The sequence below is a fragment of the Streptomyces sp. NPDC048370 genome (genome assembly GCF_043200825.1).
GTDB lineage: Bacteria > Actinomycetota > Actinomycetes > Streptomycetales > Streptomycetaceae > Streptomyces.
Map to the genome: position 1 here is coordinate 115,384 of NZ_JBICYI010000016.1, position 23,548 is coordinate 138,931.

Sequence of the window (23,548 nt, forward strand, 5' to 3'; positions counted from 1 at the left end):
CCGGGGCGGGGCCGCGGGAGCGATTGGATGGGGGTTCCACCCGGTCCGTCGAAAGAGAGCTGACCCATGGCGAACACCTGGCTGCCGCCCGCCGAGTACATCGCGACGCTGCCGAGGGCGACGGCGTACGCCTGCCTGTACTTCACCGACACCGACGGACGGCCCTTCCAGCTGCGCGCCACCTACTCCACCGAGCTCTGGCAGTGGCCCGGCGGCAACATGGACCCGGGGGAGACCCCCTGGCAGACGGCCGTCCGCGAGTGCCACGAGGAGACCGGAATCGTCTTCGAGGGTGCGCCGAGGCTCCTCGGCACCCACTTCGTCACCGACCGGGGCGACGACTGGCCGGCCAACCACATCGGCTTCATCTTCGACGGCGGTGTCCTCACCGACGAGCAGATCGCGGGCGTCGTCCTCGACCCGGAGGAGCACAGCGAGTTCCGCGTGCGGACCATGGCCGAGTGGGAGCGGGAGATGGCACCGAGGAACTTCGCCCGGCTCGCCGAGATCGACCGCGCCCGGCGCTCCGGCACAACGGTGTACGTGGAGACCCGCACCGACTTCTGAACACGCCGAGCGACCGGCCGCGAGAGGGGGCGACGTCGTGGCCGTCGCTCCCACGAATCCGTTCGGCCGGGACGTAGGCCGTAACCCCGGAGCCTCTCGACAGTTGACCAGGGCATGAAGAAGCGCAGCATGCTCGCCATCGCCTCCCTCGCCGCCGGTGTCGTCACGGCCCTCGTGACCCCGCCGCCCCACGCCTCCGCCGCCGACCACGGCGCGACCGGCGCGACCGGTCTCCTGCAGAACGACAACCCGGTGGAGCCCCTCCTGGACGGGGCCGCCCCTCTGGTGGCCGACAGCCTGCCCCAGACGCCGGGCGCCGGCGGGCTTGTGTGATCCTCCGAGGGGCGGCCCGTCCGCGCGTTGTTTAAGCGTGAATGTCAGAATGTACGTATGAGCAACAATGTGTACTTCGACATCACGATTAACGACGAGCCCGCCGGGCGGATCGTCTTCGAGCTGTTCGACGATGTCGTCCCCCGGACCACCAAGAACTTCCGTGAGCTCGCCACCGGCGAGCACGGCTTCGGCTACGCCGGCTCCCCCTTCCACCGTGTCATCCCGCAGTTCATGCTCCAGGGCGGTGACTTCACCCGGGGCAACGGCACCGGTGGCAAGAGCATCTACGGCGAGAAGTTCGACGACGAGAACTTCGAGCTGAAGCACGACCGGCCGTTCCTGCTGTCGATGGCGAACGCGGGCCGCAACTCCAACGGCTCGCAGTTCTTCATCACCACCATCGTGACCGACTGGCTGGACGGCAAGCACGTCGTCTTCGGCGAGGTCGTCGAGGGCCAGGACCTGGTCAAGAAGATAGAAGGCCTCGGCTCGCGCTCCGGCGCCACCAGCGCCCGGATCGCCGTCGCCGAGTCCGGCGTCATCGAGGGCTGAGCAGCACCCGCCCCCTTCGACCGCCCCCGTAGCCACGGCACGGGGGCGGTCGGCCGTTTCCCGCGCCATTCGTGGCTGCAGGAGCCCGCTCGGGAGGCCCGCGGCGACGCGCCGCGGCGACGGCGCCGTGCCGTCTCGGCCGTCTCAGGAGGGTGACTCCTCCTCCTCGTCGTCCTCCCCGTAGCGGCGCTGGAACTTCGCTACGCGCCCCTCGGCGTCCACCGTCCGCGCCTTCCCCGTGTAGAACGGGTGGCTCTCGGAGGAGATCTCGACGTCGACCACGGGATAGGTCTTGCCGTCGTCCCACTCGATGGTCTGCTCGCTGGTCGCCGTCGACCGGGTCAGGAAGGCGAACCCGGCGGAGCGGTCGCGGAAGACCACGGGGCCGTACTCCGGCTGCTTGTCCTGCTGCACACGTCCTCCTCGGACTGCCATTCGATGGCCCCAGCCTCCCCGGACCCCGGCCGGCCGACCAGCGCCACGCGGCCGACCGGGTGACGGCGGTGAGTCCGTCCAGGCGGTCAGTCCGGGCGGTCAGTCCGTCCACCGGGCGGCGAGCAGCAGGGCGATGTCGTCCGGCCGGTCACTGGCCTGCCGGGCGTCCCGGATCAGCCGGTCCGCCGTCTCCGTCAAGGGGATCGACCCGGTGCCGGAGAACGTACGGCGCAGCCACTCGACCCCCTCGTCGATGTCCCGCCCCGGCCGCTCCACCAGACCGTCCGTGTACAGGGCGAGGACCGCCCCGGGATCCAGCTGCAGTTTCGTGACCGGATACGTGGCGTCGGCGTCGATCCCCAGGACCAGACCGCCCGGCAGCTCCAGGACCTCCGCGGTCCCGTCCGGGTGCCTCAGGAGGGGCTGCGGATGCCCGGCGCGCACGGCCTCGGCCAGGCCCGTCGCCGGGTCGAGCACCACGTAGCAGCAGCTGGCGAACTGACCGGGGTCGAGGTCGATCAGCAGCCGGTTCGTGCCCTTCAGGACCTCCTCCGGAGCGTGGCCGCCGAGCGCGAAGGCCCGTACCGCGCTCCGCAGCTGCCCCATCGTCGCCGCGGCGGCGACACCGTGGCCCTGGACGTCGCCGCACACCAGGGCCAGCAGCCCCCGCTTGGTCTCGACCACGTCGTACCAGTCGCCGCCCACGTCCATGCCCTGCGTACCGGGCAGATAGCGCGCCACCGTGTCGACATGGTCGATGACCGGCAGTCGGGCGGGCAGCAGCGCGTCCTGGAGTCCGCGGGCGAGGGCGGCCTCGCTGTCGTACCGGCGGGCCCGCTCCAGGGCCTGCGCGATCAGCCCGGCGAGCGCCGTCAGGACCGTGCGCTCCTCCGGACTGAAGCCGCGGGGCCGGTCGAAGCCGAGGATGCACGAGCCCACCGGCCGGCCCGAGGCGATCAGCGGCAGGAACGCCCGGGCCCCCGACAGGGCGTCCAGGGGGAGGTCCGGATAGGCCCGGCTCATCTGGTCGATCGATTCGAAGAACAGCGGGCGGCCGGTCGTCAGCGCCTCGACACCCGGCATGTGGGCATCGAGCCCCACGCCGTCGAACGGCTCCAGGAAACCCGGCGGGAACCCGGTCTCCCACGCCAGGTAGAGATGCCGGTCGCTCAGCAGGTAGATCGCCAGCTGCCGGCCGCCGAACGCGGGAAGCAGCTCGTCCGTCACCACCGCCGACACCTGGCGGGCCGTGATCGCCTCGGTCAGCGCGATGGCGAGCGCCACCGGCCGGTACAGCGCCGACGCCTTGTCCGCGGGGGAGCCGAGCCCCAGGTCGGGCCGGGAGACCGATGCGGGCTCGTAGGCGGGATCACCCTCCGGTACGAGCACCAGGGTCACCCCGTCATGGCCGGGGTAGAGCGAGACCGACAGCCATTCCCGCTCGGCCGCGTGGACCAGGAAATGCACGGGCTCGTCGGAGAGCAGCACGGCTCGCAGATGCTCCTCGTAGGCGGGCTGGTTGAACCAGGGCAGCACCTGCCACACGCTCTGCCCGGCGAGCGAGGCGCGCGGCACGCCGAGGAGCGCCTCGGACAGATGGTTCACATAGGTGACCCGGCCGAGCCGGTCGATCGCCAGGATCGCCCGGGGAAGCCGGTCGACGGCGTCGGAGCCGACGAGCCCGGTGCCCAGGTCGACCAGCGAGCCCGTCAGCCGTCCCGCGCGTCCGCCCGGTGCGACCCGGGCGGAGATCTCCAGCAGGTGCAGCCCGCCGTCGGGGGCCTTGAGCCGGATCCGGCGCGCGACCCGGGAACCTGACTCGGCCGCCCGGCGCGCCATCGTCCACAGCGCGTAGGAGTCCTCGGGGGCGAGGCGCGACGTCAGCGCCTCGATCGTGCCGGGGACGGTGTCGTCGTCGCCGAGGATCGCCCGCAGTCCCTCGTCGGCGACGACCTCGCCGGTGTCCAGGTCCCAGTCGAAGGTGCCGATCCGCACCGGCTTCGTGCCGCCCGACGGGAGCTGGACGCAGACCGGCTCGGCGGGCCATTCCACGGACGTACCGGCTCCCGCGAGCCCTTTCAGGGCGGCCGCGAGCCGGTGGGCCTCCCGGGCCATCCGGGCCCGGTCCCTGGCGTTCACGGGCACACCGGGGCTCGGCGTGCGGAGCACCACGAGTACCCCGAACCGCTCCCGCTCGCTGACGATCGGCGCGTACAGGGACGCGAAGGGGAACGGCAGACTGGCCACGAGCTGCGGAAACTGCCGCATGGCCTCCTCGACGTCGGCCAGGTGCACGGGCTGGCCCGATCGGTGGACCTCCGCGACGGGGAACGGCCGGTTCACATGCATGCGCCACCACGGGCGGAACAGGGGGCCGGGGAGCCCGGCGAGCACGGCCATGCGCAGCAGCCCCGGGGTCCCGGAGCGCAGATAGACACAGCCCGCGTAACCGCCGACCGCCTCGATCGTCCGCAGTACGGCCTCGGCGACGACCAGCGGCAGCGCGTCGAGGAGCCTCCCGTCGGCGTCCGCGCTCCCGGGCGCGTCCTCTTTCTCGGCCGACGGGTGCTGTCCGGCCACGCCGTGCGGGATCACACTGCCAGCATGCTCCCCGGCCGAGGGGCCCCGCATCTCGGGAAGGGCCGTGACGCGGGGGTGTCGGGGCGGACCCGCGGTCCCCTGTACGTCGTTCGAACCGCGCCGTCCGAGCGGCTCTGCGCGACCATGGTCGGGGAGGGAGAGCGCATGGATCCGTCCGTGATGACCGCGCTGCTCGCCGCCGTGGCGCTGGTGTGCCGCGCCGCGGTGCTCGAGATGCGCACGCCCGGCGCCGGCCGCCGCGCCTGGGCCTTCGCCACCGACCGGCGCGCCCTGGGCACAGGGCTCGGGGTGGCGTGCGTGCTCGGCGCCGTGGGCTGGGCGACCGTCGGCGGCGCGGCGGTGGTGTGGGCGGGCCTGGCCGGCGTCCTGGTCGCCTCCCTCGCGGCGGAGCGGGGGCGCTCGGACGAGGGGCGGCCGCCCGGAGAGTGAGCGCCCGGGGCCTCGTGTCGGCGGTCCGGGTTCCCCGGGTAAGTTCGGGGCCCCTGACGGATCTTGACGAGGAGCAACGCCCATGACCGGCGACCCGCGCCTCTCGCCGCCCCACCTCGGTGGTGAACGCGAGACCCTGCGCGCCTTTCTCGACTACCACCGCACGACGCTCGCGATGAAGTGCGAGGGGCTCGACGACGAACAGCTGCGGGAGCGGTCGATGCCCCCGTCCACACTGTCGCTGCTCGGCCTGGTCCGGCACATGGCGGAGGTGGAGCGGGCCTGGTTCCGGCGCGTCTTCGAGGACGGCGACGCGCCGATGGTCTGGTCGGACAAGGTCGACTTCCAGGCCGCGTACGACGCGAGCCGGTCGACGCGCGCGGAGGCCTTCGCCGCCTGGGAGACGGAGGTGGAGAACTCCCGGCGGATCGAACGTGAGGCCGCCACCCTCGACCTCGCCGGATATCAGCCCAGGTGGGAGCAGGAGGTGTCGCTGCGGATGGTCATGGTGCACGTACTGCTCGAGTACGGCCGCCACAACGGCCACGCGGACTTCCTGCGCGAGGGCGTCGACGGAACCGTCGGCGCCTGAACGGACCTCCGTGACAGGGCGAGTGTCAGTGCCGGGTGCGATGCTGCGGGGTATGGACGAGCTGATGCGAGGCCGCGTGTACGGCGCCGACCATGACGACCCCGACCCCGGCCCCCGACCCGGCCACGACTACCGGGAACTGGTGGCCGGCCCCCTGGACGGCCTACTCCTCGACGTCACCGGCTGGACGCGCCGCCGGCTGGACGAGGGCGCCGCCCTCGCCACCGAGATAGGCGCCTACGGCCCAGGGGGCCACACCCGCTACGGGCCCCGGGAGGGCGACGACCTCCACTGGGACTGGGAGGGCGACACCCGCTAGCTCCCAGCCCGTGGCGGTCATCGGTCACGGGCCATCGGTCACCATCCCACTCACCGGTCCTTGGACTCGGCGAGCGTGTGGGCGACGAGGGCGTTGGCGTGGCCGTGACCCAGGCCGTGCTCGCTCTTCAGCCAGGCGACGAGCTCCATGTGCTTGGTGAGCGGCGAGGTCCGGATGAGCTCCTGCCACTCGGCGATCGGGCGGCCGTACTTCTTCTCGATCGAGGGGAAGTAGCTCGCGGGGCCCTTGACGGTCTCGGCCATGGCGTTGATGTCCCTTCGGGTGCGGTGTGATCTCGTCGATCTTGTAGATCTTGTAGGGCAGACCGTCGGCGGGCCGTGAACTCATCGGCACGGCGGCGTGATGTGGATCACCTGACGGGGTGGTCGCGCATGGTGGTCAGCGGCGTACGCCGAGCAGGTGCTCCAGGGCGAGTTGGTCCAGCCGCTCGAAGGCCATCGACCGCTCGGCCGCCGCCGTCACGTCGAACTCCTCGAAGGCGCCGGCGTCCGCGAGCAGGCCCGCGAGGCCGTCGGGGGCCGTGGGCAGGGCGAGTTCGGGCAGGCGGGAGGCGACCAGCGCCTCCTGGACCTCGGGATCCGCGCGGAAGGCGGCCGCACGCTCCTTCAGGATCAGGTAGTTGCGCATGCAGTTCTTCGCGGACTCCCACACACCGTCGAAGCCGTCCGTGCGGACCGGCTTGAAGTCGAAGTGCCGAGGGCCCTCGTACCCCGCCGTCTCCAACAGGTCCACCAGCCAGAACGCCTGGCGCAGATCCCCGGCGCCGAACCGGAAGTCCTGGTCGTACTTGATGCCCGACTGGCCGTTGAGGTCGAGGTGGAAGAGCTTGCCCGCCCAGAGCGCCTGGGCGATGCCGTGCGGGAAGTTGAGCCCGGCCATCTGCTCGTGGCCGGTCTCCGGGTTCACGCCCACCAGTTCGGGCCGCTCCAGACGCTCGATGAAGGCCAGCGCGTGACCGATCGTCGGCAGCAGGATGTCGCCGCGCGGCTCGTTCGGCTTCGGCTCGATCGCGAAACGCAGCGCGTAGCCCTGCTCGGTGACGTACTGGCCGAGGAGGTCGAAGGCCTCCTTCATCCGGTCGAGGGCCACACGGACGTCCTTGGCCGCGCCCGACTCGGCGCCCTCGCGGCCGCCCCAGGCGACATAGGTGGTGGCGCCCAGCTCGACGGCGAGATCGATGTTCCGGATCGTCTTGCGCAGGGCGTAGCGCCGCACGTCACGGTCGTTGGCCGTGAATGCGCCGTCCTTGAAGACGGGGTGGGTGAAGAGGTTCGTCGTCGCCATCGGCACGGTCAGGCCGGTGCGCTCCAGGGCGGCGCGGAAGCGCTTGACCACGGCCTCGCGCTCGCCCTCCGACGCACCGAAGGGGATGAGGTCGTCGTCGTGGAAGGTGACGCCGTACGCCCCCAGTGCCGCGAGCCGCTCGACCGACTCGACGGGGTCGAGCGCGGGGCGGGTGGCCTCGCCGAAGGGGTCGCGGCCCTGCCAGCCGACGGTCCACAGGCCGAAGGTGAACCGGTCGTCGGGGGTGGGGGTGAAGGATTCGGCGGCCAGGGGTGCGGGGGAGAAGCGTTCCGACATGGTCTGTTCCTCTTCTGCGCGTCCACGGGGGAAAGAAGGGCGCGGCAAGGCCTGGCCCCTCTATTTGTTTTCTGAGATAACTAATACGGCACGGGGCGATCCCGCGCCAGAGTGGTCACGCGGTTCGACGAAAGGTGAGACCCATGGCGGCGACGGGCACCGCACCCCCGGTCGTGATCGGCGTGGACAGCTCGACACAGTCCACCAAGGCGGCCGTCGTCGACGCGGCCACCGGCGCCGTACGCGCCGTCGGGCGGGCCGCGCACACGGTCACGGGGGCGGACGGAGCCCGGGAGAGCGACCCCGAGCAGTGGTGGTCCGCGCTGTGCGAGGCGGTCACTGCGGCGCTCGCCGCCGCGGACGTGCCCCCGCGCGCCGTCACCGGCATCGCCGTGGCGGGCCAGCAGCACGGCCTCGTCGTCCTCGACGCGGCAGGCCGCCCGCTGCGCCCCGCCGTTCTCTGGAACGACACCCGTTCGGCGCCGCAGGCCGTCGAACTCACCGCGGCCCTCGGCGGCCCCAAACGCTGGCTCGCCCGCACCGGCTCGCTGCCGGTCGCCTCCATGACCGCCACCACCTGGCAGTGGCTGCGCGCCCACGAACCCTCCGTCACGGCCGCCACGGCGGCCGTCCGGCTGCCCCACGACTACCTCACCGAGCGCCTCTCCGGCGTCGCCGCGACCGACCCCGGAGACGCATCCGGCACCTGCTGGTACGACACGGCGACCCACGCCTACGACCCGGAGATCCTCCGCCACCTCGGCCTCGACCCGGCCCTGCTGCCCGTCGTCGCCGCGAGCGGCGCCACCCGCGTCGGCACGCTCACCCCGGAAGCCGCCCGCGCGCTCGGACTGCCCTCCGGCGTCGCCGTCGCCGCCGGTACGGGGGACAACATGGCCGCAGCCGTCGGCCTGGGCCTCGGCGGCGGGGGGCTCCTCGACCATCCCGTCGTCAGCCTCGGCACCTCGGGCACCGTCTACGCCGCCACCCGTACCCGCCCCGCCTCCGCCGGACTCGCGGGGTTCGCCGCCGCCGACGGCACGTACCTGCCGCTCGGCTGCACCCTCAACTGCTCACTGGCCGTCGACCGGTTCGCCGGCCTGCTCGGCCTCGACCGCGAGGACACCGTTCCCGGTGGCGGGGTGGTCGTCCTGCCCTATCTCGACGGCGAACGCACCCCCGACCTGCCGCACGCCACCGGCCTCGTGACCGGCCTGCGGCACACCACCACCTCGCGTGCCGTCCTCGGCGCGGCCTACGAGGGCGCCGCGTTCACCGTGCTGCGCGCCCTCGACGACCTCCTCACCGCCTGCGGCCTCGACCCCTCCGACGCGGCGGTACGGGACCGTCCGCTGCGCCTGATCGGCGGCGGAGCCCAGGGCCGCGCCTGGCGGGAGACGATCCGACGGCTCTCGGGCCGGCCCCTGGTGGTTCCCGCCGCGACCGAACTCGTCGCCCTCGGCGCGGCCGCCCTCGCCGCCTCCGCCGCGACCGGCGAGGACCCGGCCGGGCTCGCCACGGCCTGGGGCACGGGCGACGGCGAGATCCTCCCGCCGGTCGCCCGCGACGAGGAGACCTGGAACCGGATCGCCTCGGTGCTCGACCGCGCGACCCCGGGCCTCCTGACGTGAGGCCGGAGCGGGGCGTGGCGACTGGTCGAGGGTTCCCGGGCGTGGGTGACCGGCGCCTCAGGAAGCCGCGGGCGGAGGCACCACCGCGACCGGGCAGTGGGCGTGGTGCAGAACGGCGTGGGCGACCGAGCCCATGAGGAGCGACGCCACCCGGTACCGGCGGTGGCGGCCGACGACCACCAGGTCCGCGCTGCGGGAGCCCTCGACCAGTCGACCCGCCGCGTCCGCCGGTACGACCGTGGGGGCGACCCGCACGTCCGGGTACCGCTCGGTGAAGGGCTGGAGCCGCTCCTCCTGGAGGCGCGTGGTGTCCCGGACGAGCTCGGGAGTCTCCTCGTCCAAGGGGAGCGGGGGCGGCATCTGCAGGGCGGGCGCGGGCGGTCCGACCAGCATGACCGGCGACGGCGGCAGCCGGTAGGCCGTCACCACCTCCAGGGCCACGCCACGCTGCTGGGCCGCGTGGAACGCGAAGTCGAGGACCTCGTCGGCCGTCTCCTCCGGATGGAGCCCCACGAGGACCCGGCCCGCCTCGTCCTTGCTCTCCTTCGGCACCGTCCGCTCCTCGTGCGGCACCACGACGACCGGGCACGGCGCGGAGGCCGCCAGGGAGCGGCTGACGGAACCGAGCAGCAGGCTCGCGAAGCCGCCGCGCCCACGGGAGCCGGTGACCAGGAGGCGCGCCGTCCGGGCCATGTCGAGGAGCGCGTCGGGCACGGTGCCGTCGAGCGACTCGTACCGTACCGGCACCTGCGTGTCCTGCCCCTCGATCCAGGCGGCGACGCCGTTGACGACCGTGTCGGGGATGTTCGGGCTCTGGCCGAGCGAGGCGATCCGGGCGGTTCCCAGCTGGAGCGCCTCGGAGCGCACGTGCGCGACGACGAGGGGCGCGTCGAGCCGCTGCGCGGCGCCCAGGGCCCAGGCCAGGGCGAGCTTGCTGTGCTCCGACCCGTCCACACCGACGACAACCGGCTTTTCGTCCATAGAGGAATGATTACCTCTATATCGGTTCTCCGCGTATCGGATCGCCGCGCCGGCCGGTGCAGGTCTCCGCGTCGACTACTGCAGGCCGGAGACCTTGAAGACGGTCTGCGCGGTCTCCCGGTCCATGCGCCGGGAGAGTCGGTCCAGCGCGGTCGAGCCGCAGAGCAGCGTGCCCCGGGCCGAGGAGATGCGCGCGTCCGCCGCCACGAGGTGCCAGAGCGCGGGGTTGGCGACGAGGACGCGCGGGTCGATCTCGGCCCGACCGTCCTCGGTGTCCCGCAGGACCAGGCGCTGGGAGACGCCGTTCGACCATCGGACGGACCGCAGACGGTCGGTGCGCACCGACTGCCGGGTCCACAGGCCGCGCACCGTGAGCCGGCCGGGGGAGGCGGAGACGTGCGGGGGCACGAGTATCGCGAAGAGCAGGGCGGCGAGCGCGATCCAGAGCATCGCCCGGGTCGTGTTCAGGGAGCCGGTGCCGGCGTCGATGGTCAGGGACAGGGCCAGCAGCAGGGCCGCGCATCCCGCGGCCGCACGCGTCTCGCCCGCCCACTCGTCGTCGTGCGCCTCGCGTGTCGTGTGGCCTCCGCGTGCTGCGTTGTGCTCCTGCTCTTCGGGCGTCGTGTGCGCCGCGTACGCGCCGTGCGCGACCGGGACATGGCGGTCGAAGGGCGACGAGGGTTCGGGAGGTTCCATGCGATGCACGCTAGGCCCGAAGCCCCGCTCCGCCGGACCTCTTTGACGACCCGTGTACGAGCCTTTGACGAGCCCCTTGCTCCCTCCCGCGAGCGGCGCACCATACTGGGCGCGGCGGGACCCGAGAGGCGGCAGAGTTGAGTACACAGAACGACCTGTACGACGTCGTGGTGGTCGGCGGCAGCGGAGTGGACACGGTCATCCGCGTCGACGCCCTGCCCGTGCCCCTCGCCGACTCGGTCCACGTGGGACCGATCGAGGAGTGGCCCGGGCACACCGGCGGGAACGTGGCCCTCGGCACACGGGCCCTCGGCCTGCGCGTCGCCCTGCTCGACTGCGTGGGCGACGACTGGATCGGCACGCTCGTACGGCAGCGCATGGCCGAGGGGGACGTCGAGTTCCACCCGGTGATCTCGCCCGCCGGCACCCGGCGGGCGGTGAACCTCGTCGACGCGACCGGACGCCGGATGTCCTTCTACGACAGCCGGGACCCGGCGGACCTGCGGATGCCCAGGGAGCACTATCTGCCCCGGCTGCGCCGCGCGCGCCATGTCCACGTCTCGATCATGAACTTCGCCCGCTTCCTGTACGAGGACATCGAGGAGCTCGGCGTACCCGTCTCCACGGATCTGCACGACTGGGACGGGCTGGCGGACCACCACCGGGAGTTCGCCCTGCGCTCGGACCTCGTCTTCCTCAGCGCGGCGGGGGCGGGCGACGGTACGACGGCGCTGATGCGGGAGATCCTGCGTGAGGGCCGAGCCCGGACGGTGGTCGCGACGGCGGGCGCCGACGGCTCCTACGTCCTCACCCGGGACGGAGGGCCGACGCCGCAGCACGTCCCGGCCGTCGCCCCGCACGCCCCGGTCGTGGACACCAACGGCGCGGGCGACGCGTTCGTCAGCGGTTTCCTCTACGGTCGCCTCGCCGGTGAGTCCGTCCTGACCTGCGCCCGCCTGGGGGCGATCTCCGGAGCCCACGCGTGTACGGCCCCGGGCTCCACGGCACTCATCACCACCGAGGCGCTCCTGGCGACGGCAGGGGGCTGAACGACGGCTCGGGGCTGAACGATGCCTCGGGGCTGAACGGCGGCTCGGACGGGCGGGCGGCGCCCCATGTCCCCACCTCGTGTCCGAGTGGCGAGGTCGGCGGGCAGCCGGTGCGATAGGGGGCATGAAGTCGCGCGTCGCCCGTTGGTGGGCCGAGTTGCCGCCCGCCGCGGGCTCCGCCGTGATGGCCACCGGCATCCTGTCCGTCGGGTTCCATCTGACCGGCCGTGAAACGGTGTCCCGCGTACTGCTCTGCCTCGCGGTTCTCGTGTGGTTGCTGCTCGCGTGCGACTTCGCCTCCCGGCTGCTGCGCAGCCGTCCCCGCTGGGTCGCGGAGGCCGACACCCCGCCCGCGCTGACCGCCGTCGCCGCGACGACCGTGCTCGGTGTGCGTGTCGTGGTCCTCGGCTGGACCACGGCGGCGGCCGTCCTCCTGGCGCTGTCCGCCGTGTTGTGGGCTCCGTTGCTCGCGGCGGTGCTCACGCACCTGCGCCGCCGGATGCCCGGCGGTGTCTTCCTGATCTGTGTCGCCACGCAGGGACTCGTGGTCCTGGGAGCCACGCTCGCGGTCTCGGCGGGCGACTGGCTCGCCCGGACGGCCCTGGTCTTCTTCGTCCTCGGTCTGCTGCTCTATGCGGCCGCCCTGTTCCGGTTCGACTTCCGTCAGGTCGCCGAGGGCGCCGGCGACCAATGGGTTGCCGGTGGTGCCCTCGCCATCTCCGCGCTCGCCGGTTCCAAGCTGCTCGCCACCGGCCTCTGGGCGGGCACGGGCGCCCACACGGCCTTGCGCACCGTCACCCTGATCCTGCTGGCCGGCGACCTCGCCTGGTACCTCGTCCTGCTCGGGGCCGAGCTGCTGCGGCGCCGCCCGGGCTACGACGTACGGCGCTGGGCGACCGTCTTCCCGATGGGGATGACGGCGGTCGCCTGCCTGTCGACCTCGGCGGCGACGGCCATCGGCTGGCTCGACGTCCTCGGTCAGGTGCTCCTGTGGATCGCGACGGCGGCCTGGCTGGTGACCTTCGTCGGGACGGTCCGGGCCGTTGCCGGACGGGCGGTCGTCTCCCCGACGCAGGTGCCCTGAAGGCCGGGGGACACGCGATCCGTTCGTCTCTCCGGGGAGCGACTTTCGATGACTGCGGCGGGTGCTCACGGCGGGCGACCATCGTCGGGACGGAGACGACGAGCGTGGAGTGCACCATGGGTCTCGAGCAGTCGCAGCACCGCTTTCACATCAACCAGAAGCTCACGCCCATGGCCAACCGCTACGTGGTCCACGCGGCCGGAGCGGACGGCACCGAGGGCGAGATCGTCGCGTTCGCCCACCAGAAGCGCATGGCCCTGAAGGAACGGATCACGTTCTACACGGACGAGTCCCAGAAGCAGGTCCTCTTCACCTTCCAGGCCCGGCAGGTCGTCGACCTCGGCGCGACGTACGACATCCGCGCGGCCTCGGGCAGCCCCGTCGGCACCCTCCGCAAGAACTTCGCCGCCTCCCTGCTGCGCAGCACCTGGCATATGAGCGAGGAGGGGGCGGCGGCCGAGACGACGGGCGTCGAGCGCAACAGGACCGTGGCCCTCCTGCGCCGGGCCTGGGGCCTCGTCCCCTTCGTCGACATCCTGCCGTTCGCCTGGCCGTACCACTTCGACTTCGCCCACGCGGACCGCCCCGTCATGTCGGTGCAGAAGCGACTTGGCCTGCGCGACCGATACGTCCTGACGATCCACGACGAGCACCTCGACCGCCGCCTGGCCATAGCCCAGGCCGTCGCCCTGGACGCCCTGCAGTCCAGGTGACGGCCCGTCCGCCACACCTCCGTCAGGGACGTGGCGCGGCTATCGGAGGGTCGCCTGGTGGAGCGACGCCGGGCCGATCGGCAGGTCGGGCAGCGCCCGCGTACCCTGCGTGCGCTGCGGCGCCGCACCGGGCGCGGGGGCGGAGGTGCCGGCGAGGGCGCCGTCGACGTGGGCGTACAGCGCTTCGGTGATGGGGTCCGGCAGCGGACGGCCCTCCGCGTCGAAGCGCTGGTACTTCATGAGGTTGTAGCCGATGGCGACCTGACGACGGCCGTCCTCGCTCGACAGGGCCCAGGTGCCGGCGCCGAAGACGGCACCGTCATGACCCCAGTACCAGCCGCCGTTGGGCATCCGGAGGGTGTAGATGCCCAGGCCGTAGCGCATCAGCGGCTCCTCGCCCGGCTGGGTCTCGTAGGCCGGGACGGTCGTCTTCATCTCGCGCAGCTGCGCCGCGCCGAGCAACCGGCCGGTGAGCAGCTTGCGGTAGAAGTCGTTGAGGTCGCTCGGCGTCGAGACCAGGGCGCCGGCCGTGCCCGCCCAGGACATGTCGGTGACGCTGTAGTCGCGCGGCGGGTCGATCAGGCCGAAGAAGGACTCGTACATCTTCGCGTGCGGGCCCTTGATGAACGGCGAGCTCGGGAAGTAGGTGTGGCGGAGCCCGGCCTTACGGATGACGTTCCGGGTGATGTAGGCCTCGGCCTTCTGCCCGGTCACCCGCTCCAGGATCAGCCCGGCCAGGATGTAGTTGGTGTTGGAGTACGAGTGCGTCCCGCGCTGCGCGACGGGCGGGGCGGCGAGACCGAGGCGGGCGAGCTCCTCGGGCGCGATGCGACGCAGACGGTTCTCGTCGAGGGCCTTGCCGGGGTTCTCCAGGATGCCCGGGAAGGCGGGCAGGACGTAGTCGGCTATGCCGCTGGTGTGGTTGAGCAGCATCCGGACGGTGACCTGCCGGCCCCGCTCGTCCGACACGATGTCGGGAATGTAGCGCCCGACGGGAGCGTCGAGGTCGACACGCCCGCCCTCGACCTGCTGGAGGACGGCGACGGCCGTGAAGGTCTTGGTGATGCTGCCGACCCGGTGTTCGAGGTCCGGCCGAGTGGGGCGGTGGCTGTCGATGTCGGCGAACCCGGTGGCTCCTCGCCACTGCGCCGAGCCGTCGCGGACGGCCGAGTAGGCGCCGTACATACCCGCCTTGTGGAAGGCGCCGAGCGAGCCGCGCAGCGCCGCGCGGTCGAGACGATGGCCGGTGGCGGCCGCCGAGACGGCGGACACGGCGGACACGGGCGTGGCGGAGCCGGGCTCGGCGGTGACGGCGGCCTGCGCCGGTAACGCCGTGGCGGAGAGCGCGACCAGCGTGGCGGCGGCGACGACGGACAGGGGTGCCCTGCGGGACGAAGTCATGGATGGGTCCTGCTTCCCTCGAGTTGGCGGTGCTCCCATCCTCGTCGGACGGGCACGATCCGCCCTCCGCCCTCGGGAGGATCTTGTGCACGACGAAGGGGTGACATTTGTCAGGAGTCCCGCCCACCGTGCGTCGATGGCAGACTGGCCGCTGATCGTTCCAAGGAGCCCCACGTGCCGATAATCCGCAATCTGAGGCGCACCGTCCGCCGTGCCTACCGTCGGACCGTCGACCTGAGCCACCCCGCCCGCTCACCGCTGGGCAGCTCGGTGGTCAACTGCGTGCTGTACGAGGACGGAGCGCGGCAGCGCGGGTCCTGCCCCGCCGACGAGGCGGTGCGACGGGTCCGCAAGTCGGGCGACGGCTTCGTCTGGATCGGTCTGCACGAGCCGTCCGTCGAGGAGTTCGCCGGGCTCGCCGAGCTGTTCGGACTCCATCCGCTGGCCGTCGAGGACGCCGTCCACGCCCACCAGCGGCCCAAGTTGGAACGGTACGACGACACGCTCTTCGCCGTCTTCAAGACGGTCCGTTACGTGGAGCACGAGGAGCTCACGGCCACCAGCGAGGTCGTCGAGACCGGTGAGCTCATGGTCTTCACCGGCCCTGACTTCGTCATCACCGTCCGGCACGGCAACCACGGTTCGCTCGGCCCGCTGCGCGAGGCGCTGGAGGCCGACGCCGAACACCTCGCCAAGGGCCCCGCGGCCGTCCTGCACGCCATCGCCGACCACGTCGTGGACGACTACCTCGCCGTCGCCGACGCCGTGCAGGACGACATAGACGCCGTGGAGACGGCCGTCTTCAGCGAGCAGGCCTCCCGGGGCGACGCCGGCCGCGTCTACCAGCTCAAGCGCGAACTGCTCGAACTCAAGCGGGCGGTGGCCCCCCTCGACCGCCCGCTGCAGTCCCTCGCGGCCGCGCAGCCGCTGAACCTGGTCTCGGCGGACATACAGCCGTACTTCCGCGACGTCGCCGACCACCTCTCGCGGATCACGGAACAGATCACCTCCTTCGACGCGCTCCTCGACTCGATCCTCCAGGCCCATCTGGCGCAGGTGACCGTCGCCCAGAACGAGGACATGCGGAAGATCACCGCCTGGGCCGCGATCATCGCCGTACCCACGATGGTCTGCGGCGTGTACGGCATGAACTTCGATCACATGCCCGAGCTCCGCTGGACCTACGGCTACCCGCTCGTCGTGAGCGTGATGGCCGTGACCTGTTTCCTCCTCCACCGCAGCTTCCGCCGCAACGGCTGGCTGTGAGCAGCGAACGGACGTCAGGCGCCACCGCACTGGCCCTGCTCACGGCCCCGGCGACACCTGAGCCCGCAGCGCGGCGGTGTGGGCCCGTACCTGATCAGGCGTGAGATACGCGTCCGTGTACTCGAAGTCGGCCAAGGTCCCGGACCGGGACGACAGGAATCCCGTACGGACGAAGTCGTCCCCGGCCACGGCGTTGAGCAGCCAGTTCGTCATCACCCGCGCCTTGGCGACGTTGGTCCGCAGCGCCGCCCAGTGGTAGGCCCGGGCCACCGCCTGCGCGGGCATGCCGTGCAGCTCGATCCCGAGCGGCTTCGAGACGGCGTCCCGCCCGCCCAGGTCCACCACCAGACCGAGATCCCGGTGGTGGTACGGGTAGGTCTGCTCGCCGCGCAGCGTCGCGACGAGGTTGTCGGCGACCTGCTTGCCCTGGCGCATCGCGTGCTGCGCCGTGGGCGGGCAGATCGCGCCCTCCTCGTTCTTGGCCAGGTCCGGTACGGCGGCGGCGTCACCGAGGGCGTGCACCCCGTCGAGACCGGGGACCACCATGTCGGGCCCGACCACCAGGCGGCCCCGGTTCGTCTCCGCCTCCAGGGTGCCGATCAGCGGGCTGGCGGCCACGCCCGCCGTCCAGATCAGGGTGCGGCTCGGGAGGACCCGCCCGTCGGTGAGCGTCACCGCCTCGGCGTCCACGGAGGCGACCGAGACACCGAGCGAGACCTCGATCCCGCGCCGCCGCAGGATGTCCAGAGCGGCGGCGCCCAGCTTGTCGCCCAGCTCGGGCATGAGCTTGGGTGCGAGGTCCACCAGGTGCCATCTGATCAGCGCCGGGTCGAGGCGCGGATAGCGCTGGACCGCGTTGTGGGTCAGCCGCTGCAGACAGGCCGCCGTCTCCGTCCCCGCGTACCCGCCGCCGACCACCACGAAGCAGAGCCGCGCCGCGCGCTCCGCGTCGTCCTGGCTCGCGTCCGCCAGATCGAGCTGGGCGATGACGTGGTCACGGATGTAGGCCGCCTCGGCCAGCGTCTTCATGCCCCGCGCGTGCTCGCTCAGCCCGGGGATGTCGAAGGTGCGGGTCACACTGCCGGGCGCGAGCACCAGGTGGTCGTACGGCTCGTCGATGATCTCGCCCGAGATCGTCCGTACCAGGCAGACCTTCGCCTTGGTGTCCACACCGACCGCGCCGCCCGGGATGATCCGCGTGCGGTGCCGCTTGCTGCGTCGCAGGGAGAGGGCGACCGACTGCGGGGTCAGTACGCCGGCCGCGACCTGGGGGAGCAGCGGCAGATAGAGCTGGTACGAGAAGGGTGAAAGGAGCGAGATCTGCGCCTCGCGCTCGGTGAGCCGCCGCTCCAGCCTCCGCACACAGCCGACCCCGGCGAAGCCGGCGCCCACCACGAGAATCTTCGGTCGAGTCACGGTGCCCGTCTCCCTGGTCGTCGGTCCTTGAGACCTCACTAACCTCTCCGGCCGAGCGGGAACCCGGACTGTCCGCCGAAGGGGTGACGGCAAAGGCGGACGTAACGGCAATGATCTGGGCATAGTGTGATAGATAGGGACAGGCAGGGTGGGGGTGTGAGAACGGAGCCGACGGCCGTGGGGAGACCCGAGGACACAGAGACCACCGCGCACGAGGCCGTGTTCGGTGTCGCCGATTCCGTCGTTCTCCTCTTCGACGAGGCAGGGACGGTCGTCGGCCGCCCCTATGCCGCCGAGCGGCTGCTCGGCTACCCCGCGGCGGAGCTCGGCGGCCGCCGCGTCGGCTCCCTGCTCGCGGGCGACGAGGCCGGCCGGCTTCCCGAGATCCTGGCGACCTCGAAGCGGGACGGCGGCTGGTCGGGGGTGCTGCTCGCGCGTCACCGGGACGGCCGTACCGTCGCCGTCGACGTCACCGTGCTGCCCCTGCCGGGCGAGGCGGGCCCGGCCCGCTGGCTCGTCGTCGCCGTCGGCGCGGCGCCGTCCCGGCAGTGGACGATGGGCCCCGCGCTCCTGGAGCGCATGGTCACCGAGATGCCCATCGGGCTCTGCTTCGTCGACACCGAACTGCGGTGCGTGTGGTCGAACACCGCGCTGGAACACTTCGGCGGCGGCACGGTCGAGCAGCGGCGGGGCAAGCGCCTCGCGGAGATCCAGCCCGGGATGAACGCCGACATCGTCGAGTCGAAGATGCGCCAGGTGCTGACGACCGGCCAACCCGTCGTCGCGTACGAGCACGTGGGCCGCACCCGCTCCCACCCCGACAGGGACCACGCCCACGCCATGTCCTTCGTCCGGCTCGACGACGACAACGGCCGTGCCCTCGGCGTCTGTTACGCCGTCGTCGACATCACCGACCGCTACCGCGCCCGCCTCCGCCTCGCCCTCATGGCCCGGGCCAGCGAGCGCATCGGCCGCAGCCTGGACGTCATGGGCACCGCCCAGGACCTCGCCGACGTGGCGGTCCCCGCCCTGGCCGACTTCGTCGCCGTCGACCTCCTGGACGCCGTCCTGCGGGGCGCGGAACCGTCCCCCGGGCCGACGGCCGCCGCCACCTCCCTGCGACTGGTCCGCGGCGGCGCCCAGAACGTACGCCCCGGCGGGGTGAAGGAGGTCCTGGAACCGGGGGAGCCGTCCGGATACCGGCCGTCGTCGCCCCAGATGGACTCCCTGGCCCACGGCCGCTCCTGGCGGGCGGCCCACCTGGACGCCGCGACACGCGCGGCCGCCATTCCGATCTCGGTGGCCGAGGCCGCGGCCGCCGCCGAGGCCGCCGGGGCGTCCGACCCCGTACCGCACACGGCCATCGTCGTGCCGATCCTCGCCCGGGGCGTCACCCTCGGCGTGGCCACCTTCCTGCGCACCCGGCGCGACGAGCCGTTCGACGAGGACGACCTGCGCCTCGCCGAGGAACTCGTCGCCCGCGCCGCCGTCTGCCTCGACAACGCCCGCCGCTACGCCCGTGAGCAGGCCGCCGCGCTCGTGCTCCAGCGCAGTCTGCTGCCGCACGGCGTCCCGGCGCAGGAGGCCGTCGACGCCGCCTCCTTCTACCGGCCCGCCGACGAACTGTCGGGCCTCGGCGGCGACTGGTTCGACGTCATCCCGCTCTCCGGAGCCAGGGTCGCCCTGGTCGTCGGCGAGGTCCTCGGCCACGGGATCGAGGCGGCCGCCACCATGGGCCAGCTCCGTACCGCCGTACGGACCCTCGCGGACCTCGACCTCGCGCCCGAGGAACTCCTCGCCCACCTCGACGACCTCGTCGTCCAGGTGACCCGCGACGGCAACGTGACCGACCTCGGCGGCGCCCCCAACCCGGCGGGCGTCGGCGCCAGCTGCCTCTACGCGGTCTACGACCCGGTCAGCCTCCGCTGCGACCTGGCGAGCGCCGGCCACCTCGCGCCCGCCGTCCGCGCGCCCGACGGCACCGTCACCTTCCCGGAACTCCCGCCCGGACCGTCCCTCGGCATCGGCGGGCTCCCCTTCGAAGCCGTCGAACTGCCCCTCGCGGAGGGCAGCGTCCTCGCCTTCTACACCGACGGACTGATCGCCGCGCCTGGAGCGGGCAAGGACGGGCTGCGCCGGGTCCTGGAGTCCCGGGACCTGCCGCTCGACGAACTCTGCCGCAGCATCGTCGACGAACTGGCGCCCAGCAGGCCGTACACCGACGACGCGGCCCTCCTCCTGGTCAGGACCCGCGGCCTCGCGGCCGGACAGGTCGCCGTGTGGGACCTCCCCGCCGACCCGGCCGTCGTCGCCCGCGCCCGGGTGATGGCCGCCCGCCAACTCGCCGCCTGGGGCCTGGAGGAACTCGCCTTCACCACCGAACTCGTCGTCAGCGAGCTCGTCACCAACGCCATCCGGCACGCCTCAGGACCCATCCGGCTACGCCTCATCCTCGAACGCACCCTGATCTGCGAGGTCTTCGACGCCAGCAGCACCTCCCCGCACCTCCGCCACGCGCGCACCACCGACGAGGGAGGCCGGGGCCTCTTCCTGATCTCGCAGTTCACCCGGCGCTGGGGGACCCGCTACACCGCCGAGGGCAAGATCATCTGGGCCGAACAGCCCCTGGAGCTCGACGAAGCCGCCCTCGAGGCAGCCGCCCCGGCCCTCGGCCCGAACTCCGGCACGGACCTGGACCTCGACTCCGTTCAAGATCCTTAATCGATTGTCCGCCCCGCGCCGCCCGTGCGAGGGTGTGCTGCCGCTCGGAGGGGCCGACGGCAGCACGAAGGAGCTCCACCTGTGCGTACGGGCATCGCCGACCACACCGTCGAGACCGGGAGCGGACCGGTGCGCGGCACGGTCGCCGACGGGCTGCGGATCACGCTGGGCATCCCGTACGCCGACCCGCCCTTCGGCGCCGGGCGCTTCCTGGCGCCGAGGCCGGCGACGGCCTGGGACGAGGTGCGGGACTGCACGCGCTACGGACCGATCGCCCCGCAGTCGGCGGAACTGCCCGGCTCCCCGGCCTGGAACCCGGACGAGGAGGGCGTTCTCACGCTCAACGTCTGGGCACCGGCGGAGCGTTCCGAACCGCTGCCCGTTCTCTTCTGGATCCACGGCGGGGCCTACACCTTCGGCTCCTCCGCCCAGCCCGACTACGACGGCTCCACCCTGGCCCGCGCCGGCACCGTGGTGGTGACCTGCAACTATCGTCTCGGCTTCGAAGGCTTCGGCCACGTGCCCGGCTTCCCCGACAACCGGGGACTGCTGGACCAGATCGCCGCGCTGGAGTGGGTACGCGACAACATCGCGGCCTTCGGCGGCGACCCGGACAACGTCACCGTGGCAGGACAGTCCGCGGGCGGCGGCTCGATCGCCTGTCTGATGAACAGCGCGCGGGCCGACGGACTCTTTCACCGCGCCATCGCGCACAGCGTCCCCGACGCGTTCTTCCGGCCGGAGTTCGCCGAGCGCATCGCCCGCGAGGTCGCGGAGGCCGCCGGAGTCGCGCCGACCGCCCAGGGCCTGCTCTCCGCGAGCCCGCAGGAACTCGTCGAGGCCTCGGACCGGGTGGTGGCACGGTACGCGGGCGATCCGTCGGCCGGGTTCCTCCACTACGACACCGTCCTCTACGGGCCGGTCCTCGACGGCGTCCTGCTGGACCGGGACCCCCTCGACGCCCCGGCCGCCGGCGGCCACGTCGACCTCCTCGTCTGCCACACCACCGAGGAGTACTGGCTCATGCACCGGGTGGGCGCGATGCCGACGGTCACCACGGACGACGGACTCGCCCGGTTCGCCGCCGACTACGGCCTTCCCCCGGGCCTTGTCGACGCCTACCGGGCCCTCATGCCGGGAGCGCCGGTCCTCGACGTCTTCCTCGCCCTCGCGGGCGACGCCGTGTTCACCGTGCCCACAGTCCGTCTCGCCGAAGCACACGCGCGTGCGGGAGACGGTCGCACCTTCCTGTCGCGGTTCGACCGGCGCCGCCCCGGCCCCGACGGCAGGCCGGTGCGCGCCTGGCACGCCGGAGACGTCCCCTTCGCCCTCGGCACCCTGGACGCCACGGGCGTCGAGTTCCTGACCGGAGGCCCCGCCGACGCCGACGACCGCGCCCTGTCCCGCCGTATGGTCGACGCCTGGGCGGCCTTCGCCGCCACTGGTGACCCGGGCTGGGCCCCGACCGCCGACCCCGCCGATCCCGCCGAACTCGCCATCCACGTGTGGGACGTCCCGAGGGACCGCACCGAGGGGCCGAGCGCCGCGCACGCGCTCTGGCGCGACGTACGGATGGCCCCGCCGTCGATCCGGTGACGCGCACGGGATAATGGGGGCGCAGACGCGAGACCAGCCGATCCAGGAGATGAGAGACCGATGGACGTGCAGCACTTCGAGCGGATCACCGCGTTCATCGAGGACCGTCTCCGGCCGTTGTTCGACCCCGCGAAGGGTAGCGACCACGGCTTCGGGATGGACGACACCTCCCGTGCCCTGCGGTCCCTCCTCGGCACGGTGAAGGCCGCCGCGGCCGTCAAGGGCCTCGCCGAGCAGCGAGCGGCGGCCGACCCGGCGCTCCGTCACATCATCGACCAGGCCCTGGAGCACAACTGGGACGTCCTGCGCGGCGTCGCCCGCAACTGGGAGGACCACCCCGACTTCGCACGGGACTTCAAGCGCCACGCCTGGGAGCTCGACGAGACACCCGCCGCCACGGCCTGACTTCCCGGGGACGCCCGGCGGGTCGGCGTCGTCGGCGCCTTCTGACGGTCGCTCGGACGACCGCCGTCCGCCGGGCGCTCGTCCTCGGCTCTGCCCCAGGCGGGTGAGTGCGCGGCTCTCCCGACAGGCGTGGACGCGGACCGGGTACGTATCGCGGCATTGCCGTCCGCGAGCGTCGGAGGATGCTGCCCCATGCCTGTCAGGAACGTCCGCCCCGGCCCGCGTGTGCTGACCGCCGCGCTCTGCGCGACCCTCGCGCTCATCGGCTACGTGAAGGTGTCCCAGGAGCAAGCCGCCGCCCCGAACACCGCGTCGGGGGCCCGCGTGGCCGCCGCCAAGAACGCCGGACCGGAGGCCCCGCCCTCCTCACCCGCCTCACCGGTGACCCCCAAGCCCCAGGCGGACTCCGCACCGCCCGGCGTCGGGCCGGTGACCCGGACGCGAATCCCGGACGGCACGAGCCAGGTGTTCGTCGTGACCGGCCGGACGCAGGACACCAACGAGGCCACCGCCGTGCTCTACGAACGTGATCCGGCCGGGCGCTGGCGCCGTACGGCCGGGCCGTGGACCGCGCACAACGCCCTGCGCGGCTGGACCGACGACCACTGGGCCGGCGACCTGCGCACCCCGACCGGTGTCTTCCGGCTCGGCGACGCGGGCGGACGGCTGCCCGACCCCGGCTCGAAGCTGCCCTACGACCAGGACGAGGAGTTCGTCTCCCCGGGCGTCGGGTTCCTCGGCGAACCCCTGGAGGGCTCGTTCGACTACGTCGTCGCCATCGACTACAACCGCATCCCCGGCACGACACCCCTGAACAAGGAACGCCCGCTCGGCCTGGAGCGGGGCGGAGGCGTCTGGATCCACGTCGACCACGGCGGCCCCACCCAGGCCTGCGTCTCCCTCACCGCCGACGTCATGCAGCAGCTCCTGCGCGCTCTGGACCCCGCCAAGGAACCGGTGATCGTCATGGGGCCGGCCGACGCGATCGCGCGGTGACTCCGGCAACGAGGCGGCGCGCGAGCCGCACACGAGCGGCGCGCCTGACAGCCGGTGCGGCCCGCTGACAGCGCCGACCGGAGCAGGTCAGCCGTCGTCAGGGTCCCGTCAGCGTCCCGTCGGCACGCTGTCAGCGCGCCCGGGCATCGTCGTGGTCATC

General features: G+C 72.7%; 23 protein-coding genes. 15 read left to right on the top strand and 8 right to left on the bottom strand.

Going from position 1 to position 23,548, the window contains the following annotated elements:
* Positions 1–66: 66 nt before the first annotated feature.
* The 3 genes from ACGFYP_RS29085 to ACGFYP_RS29095 all read left to right on the top strand — a co-directional run bounded on the left by ACGFYP_RS29085 (position 67) and on the right by ACGFYP_RS29095 (position 1,455).
* Positions 67–567, top strand: a complete 501-nt coding sequence (locus ACGFYP_RS29085) for an NUDIX domain-containing protein (RefSeq protein WP_393499647.1) — start codon at positions 67–69, stop codon at positions 565–567.
* A gap of 114 nt (positions 568–681) precedes the next feature.
* Positions 682–900 (top strand): hypothetical protein, encoded by a 219-nt coding sequence (locus tag ACGFYP_RS29090; RefSeq protein WP_361956020.1) that lies wholly within the window; start codon positions 682–684, stop codon positions 898–900.
* Between the two features lie 57 nt (positions 901–957).
* Entirely contained in the window at positions 958–1,455 is a 498-nt protein-coding gene (locus tag ACGFYP_RS29095) for a peptidylprolyl isomerase (RefSeq protein ID WP_361956022.1), read from the top strand.
* A 144-nt stretch (positions 1,456–1,599) separates the two neighbouring features.
* Here ACGFYP_RS29095 and ACGFYP_RS29100 read toward each other — a convergent pair whose 3' ends face one another.
* Both ACGFYP_RS29100 and ACGFYP_RS29105 read right to left on the bottom strand, forming a co-directional pair.
* Entirely contained in the window at positions 1,600–1,869 is a 270-nt protein-coding gene (locus ACGFYP_RS29100) for a type B 50S ribosomal protein L31 (RefSeq protein ID WP_393499652.1), read from the bottom strand.
* A 120-nt stretch (positions 1,870–1,989) separates the two neighbouring features.
* Complete coding sequence (locus tag ACGFYP_RS29105; protein ID WP_393499655.1) at positions 1,990–4,521, bottom strand: SpoIIE family protein phosphatase; 2,532 nt, start codon at positions 4,519–4,521, stop codon at positions 1,990–1,992.
* A gap of 114 nt (positions 4,522–4,635) precedes the next feature.
* On the opposite strand from ACGFYP_RS29105, the gene ACGFYP_RS29110 reads away from it, so the two are divergent.
* From ACGFYP_RS29110 to ACGFYP_RS29120, 3 genes are all read left to right on the top strand, one after another.
* Positions 4,636–4,920: a hypothetical protein gene (locus ACGFYP_RS29110; protein WP_393499658.1), complete on the top strand. Its 285-nt coding sequence runs from the start codon at positions 4,636–4,638 to the stop codon at positions 4,918–4,920.
* A gap of 82 nt (positions 4,921–5,002) precedes the next feature.
* Positions 5,003–5,512 carry a DinB family protein gene (locus ACGFYP_RS29115; protein ID WP_393499661.1) on the top strand — a complete coding sequence of 170 codons (510 nt, stop codon included), beginning with the start codon at positions 5,003–5,005 and terminating at the stop codon, positions 5,510–5,512.
* Between the two features lie 52 nt (positions 5,513–5,564).
* Positions 5,565–5,831, top strand: a complete 267-nt coding sequence (locus ACGFYP_RS29120; protein WP_361956030.1) for a hypothetical protein — start codon at positions 5,565–5,567, stop codon at positions 5,829–5,831.
* 50 nt (positions 5,832–5,881) lie between these two features.
* Here the strand turns inward: ACGFYP_RS29120 and ACGFYP_RS29125 are convergent, their stop codons facing one another.
* Both ACGFYP_RS29125 and xylA read right to left on the bottom strand, forming a co-directional pair.
* A complete protein-coding gene (locus ACGFYP_RS29125; RefSeq protein WP_361956032.1) occupies positions 5,882–6,094 on the bottom strand; it encodes a DUF4287 domain-containing protein in 213 nt (70 codons plus the stop codon).
* Positions 6,095–6,230: 136 nt separating this feature from the next.
* Positions 6,231–7,433: a xylose isomerase gene (gene xylA, locus ACGFYP_RS29130; RefSeq protein WP_393499666.1), complete on the bottom strand. Its 1,203-nt coding sequence runs from the start codon at positions 7,431–7,433 to the stop codon at positions 6,231–6,233.
* Between the two features lie 143 nt (positions 7,434–7,576).
* Here xylA and xylB point away from each other — a divergent pair, with 143 nt between their 5' ends.
* Positions 7,577–9,064, top strand: coding sequence for a xylulokinase (xylB, locus tag ACGFYP_RS29135; protein WP_393499669.1), 1,488 nt, complete (start codon positions 7,577–7,579; stop codon positions 9,062–9,064).
* Between the two features lie 57 nt (positions 9,065–9,121).
* Here the strand turns inward: xylB and ACGFYP_RS29140 are convergent, their stop codons facing one another.
* Both ACGFYP_RS29140 and ACGFYP_RS29145 read right to left on the bottom strand, forming a co-directional pair.
* Positions 9,122–10,045 carry a universal stress protein gene (locus ACGFYP_RS29140; protein WP_393499672.1) on the bottom strand — a complete coding sequence of 308 codons (924 nt, stop codon included), beginning with the start codon at positions 10,043–10,045 and terminating at the stop codon, positions 9,122–9,124.
* Positions 10,046–10,120: 75 nt separating this feature from the next.
* Entirely contained in the window at positions 10,121–10,741 is a 621-nt protein-coding gene (locus ACGFYP_RS29145; RefSeq protein WP_393499675.1) for a hypothetical protein, read from the bottom strand.
* Positions 10,742–10,878: 137 nt separating this feature from the next.
* On the opposite strand from ACGFYP_RS29145, the gene ACGFYP_RS29150 reads away from it, so the two are divergent.
* The 3 genes from ACGFYP_RS29150 (at position 10,879) to ACGFYP_RS29160 (ending at position 13,587) form a co-directional block, all read left to right on the top strand.
* On the top strand, positions 10,879–11,790 hold the full coding sequence (locus ACGFYP_RS29150) for a PfkB family carbohydrate kinase (RefSeq protein ID WP_361956042.1): 912 nt from the start codon (positions 10,879–10,881) through the stop codon (positions 11,788–11,790).
* 124 nt (positions 11,791–11,914) lie between these two features.
* Positions 11,915–12,874 carry a tellurite resistance/C4-dicarboxylate transporter family protein gene (locus tag ACGFYP_RS29155; protein WP_393499679.1) on the top strand — a complete coding sequence of 320 codons (960 nt, stop codon included), beginning with the start codon at positions 11,915–11,917 and terminating at the stop codon, positions 12,872–12,874.
* 116 nt (positions 12,875–12,990) lie between these two features.
* Positions 12,991–13,587, top strand: coding sequence for a hypothetical protein (locus tag ACGFYP_RS29160; protein ID WP_361956046.1), 597 nt, complete (start codon positions 12,991–12,993; stop codon positions 13,585–13,587).
* A gap of 39 nt (positions 13,588–13,626) precedes the next feature.
* Here ACGFYP_RS29160 and ACGFYP_RS29165 read toward each other — a convergent pair whose 3' ends face one another.
* Positions 13,627–14,988, bottom strand: coding sequence for a serine hydrolase domain-containing protein (locus tag ACGFYP_RS29165; RefSeq protein ID WP_393499682.1), 1,362 nt, complete (start codon positions 14,986–14,988; stop codon positions 13,627–13,629).
* A 180-nt stretch (positions 14,989–15,168) separates the two neighbouring features.
* On the opposite strand from ACGFYP_RS29165, the gene corA reads away from it, so the two are divergent.
* Positions 15,169–16,254 carry a magnesium/cobalt transporter CorA gene (corA, locus tag ACGFYP_RS29170; RefSeq protein WP_393499862.1) on the top strand — a complete coding sequence of 362 codons (1,086 nt, stop codon included), beginning with the start codon at positions 15,169–15,171 and terminating at the stop codon, positions 16,252–16,254.
* Positions 16,255–16,293: 39 nt separating this feature from the next.
* Here the strand turns inward: corA and ACGFYP_RS29175 are convergent, their stop codons facing one another.
* Positions 16,294–17,670 (bottom strand): NAD(P)/FAD-dependent oxidoreductase, encoded by a 1,377-nt coding sequence (locus ACGFYP_RS29175; protein WP_393499685.1) that lies wholly within the window; start codon positions 17,668–17,670, stop codon positions 16,294–16,296.
* A 177-nt stretch (positions 17,671–17,847) separates the two neighbouring features.
* On the opposite strand from ACGFYP_RS29175, the gene ACGFYP_RS29180 reads away from it, so the two are divergent.
* The 4 genes from ACGFYP_RS29180 to ACGFYP_RS29195 all read left to right on the top strand — a co-directional run bounded on the left by ACGFYP_RS29180 (position 17,848) and on the right by ACGFYP_RS29195 (position 23,388).
* Complete coding sequence (locus ACGFYP_RS29180) at positions 17,848–20,391, top strand: SpoIIE family protein phosphatase (protein WP_393499688.1); 2,544 nt, start codon at positions 17,848–17,850, stop codon at positions 20,389–20,391.
* An 81-nt stretch (positions 20,392–20,472) separates the two neighbouring features.
* Entirely contained in the window at positions 20,473–21,987 is a 1,515-nt protein-coding gene (locus ACGFYP_RS29185; protein WP_393499692.1) for a carboxylesterase/lipase family protein, read from the top strand.
* A gap of 60 nt (positions 21,988–22,047) precedes the next feature.
* Entirely contained in the window at positions 22,048–22,392 is a 345-nt protein-coding gene (locus ACGFYP_RS29190) for a hypothetical protein (RefSeq protein ID WP_393499695.1), read from the top strand.
* 192 nt (positions 22,393–22,584) lie between these two features.
* Positions 22,585–23,388, top strand: a complete 804-nt coding sequence (locus ACGFYP_RS29195; RefSeq protein WP_393499698.1) for a hypothetical protein — start codon at positions 22,585–22,587, stop codon at positions 23,386–23,388.
* Positions 23,389–23,548: the final 160 nt, after the last annotated feature.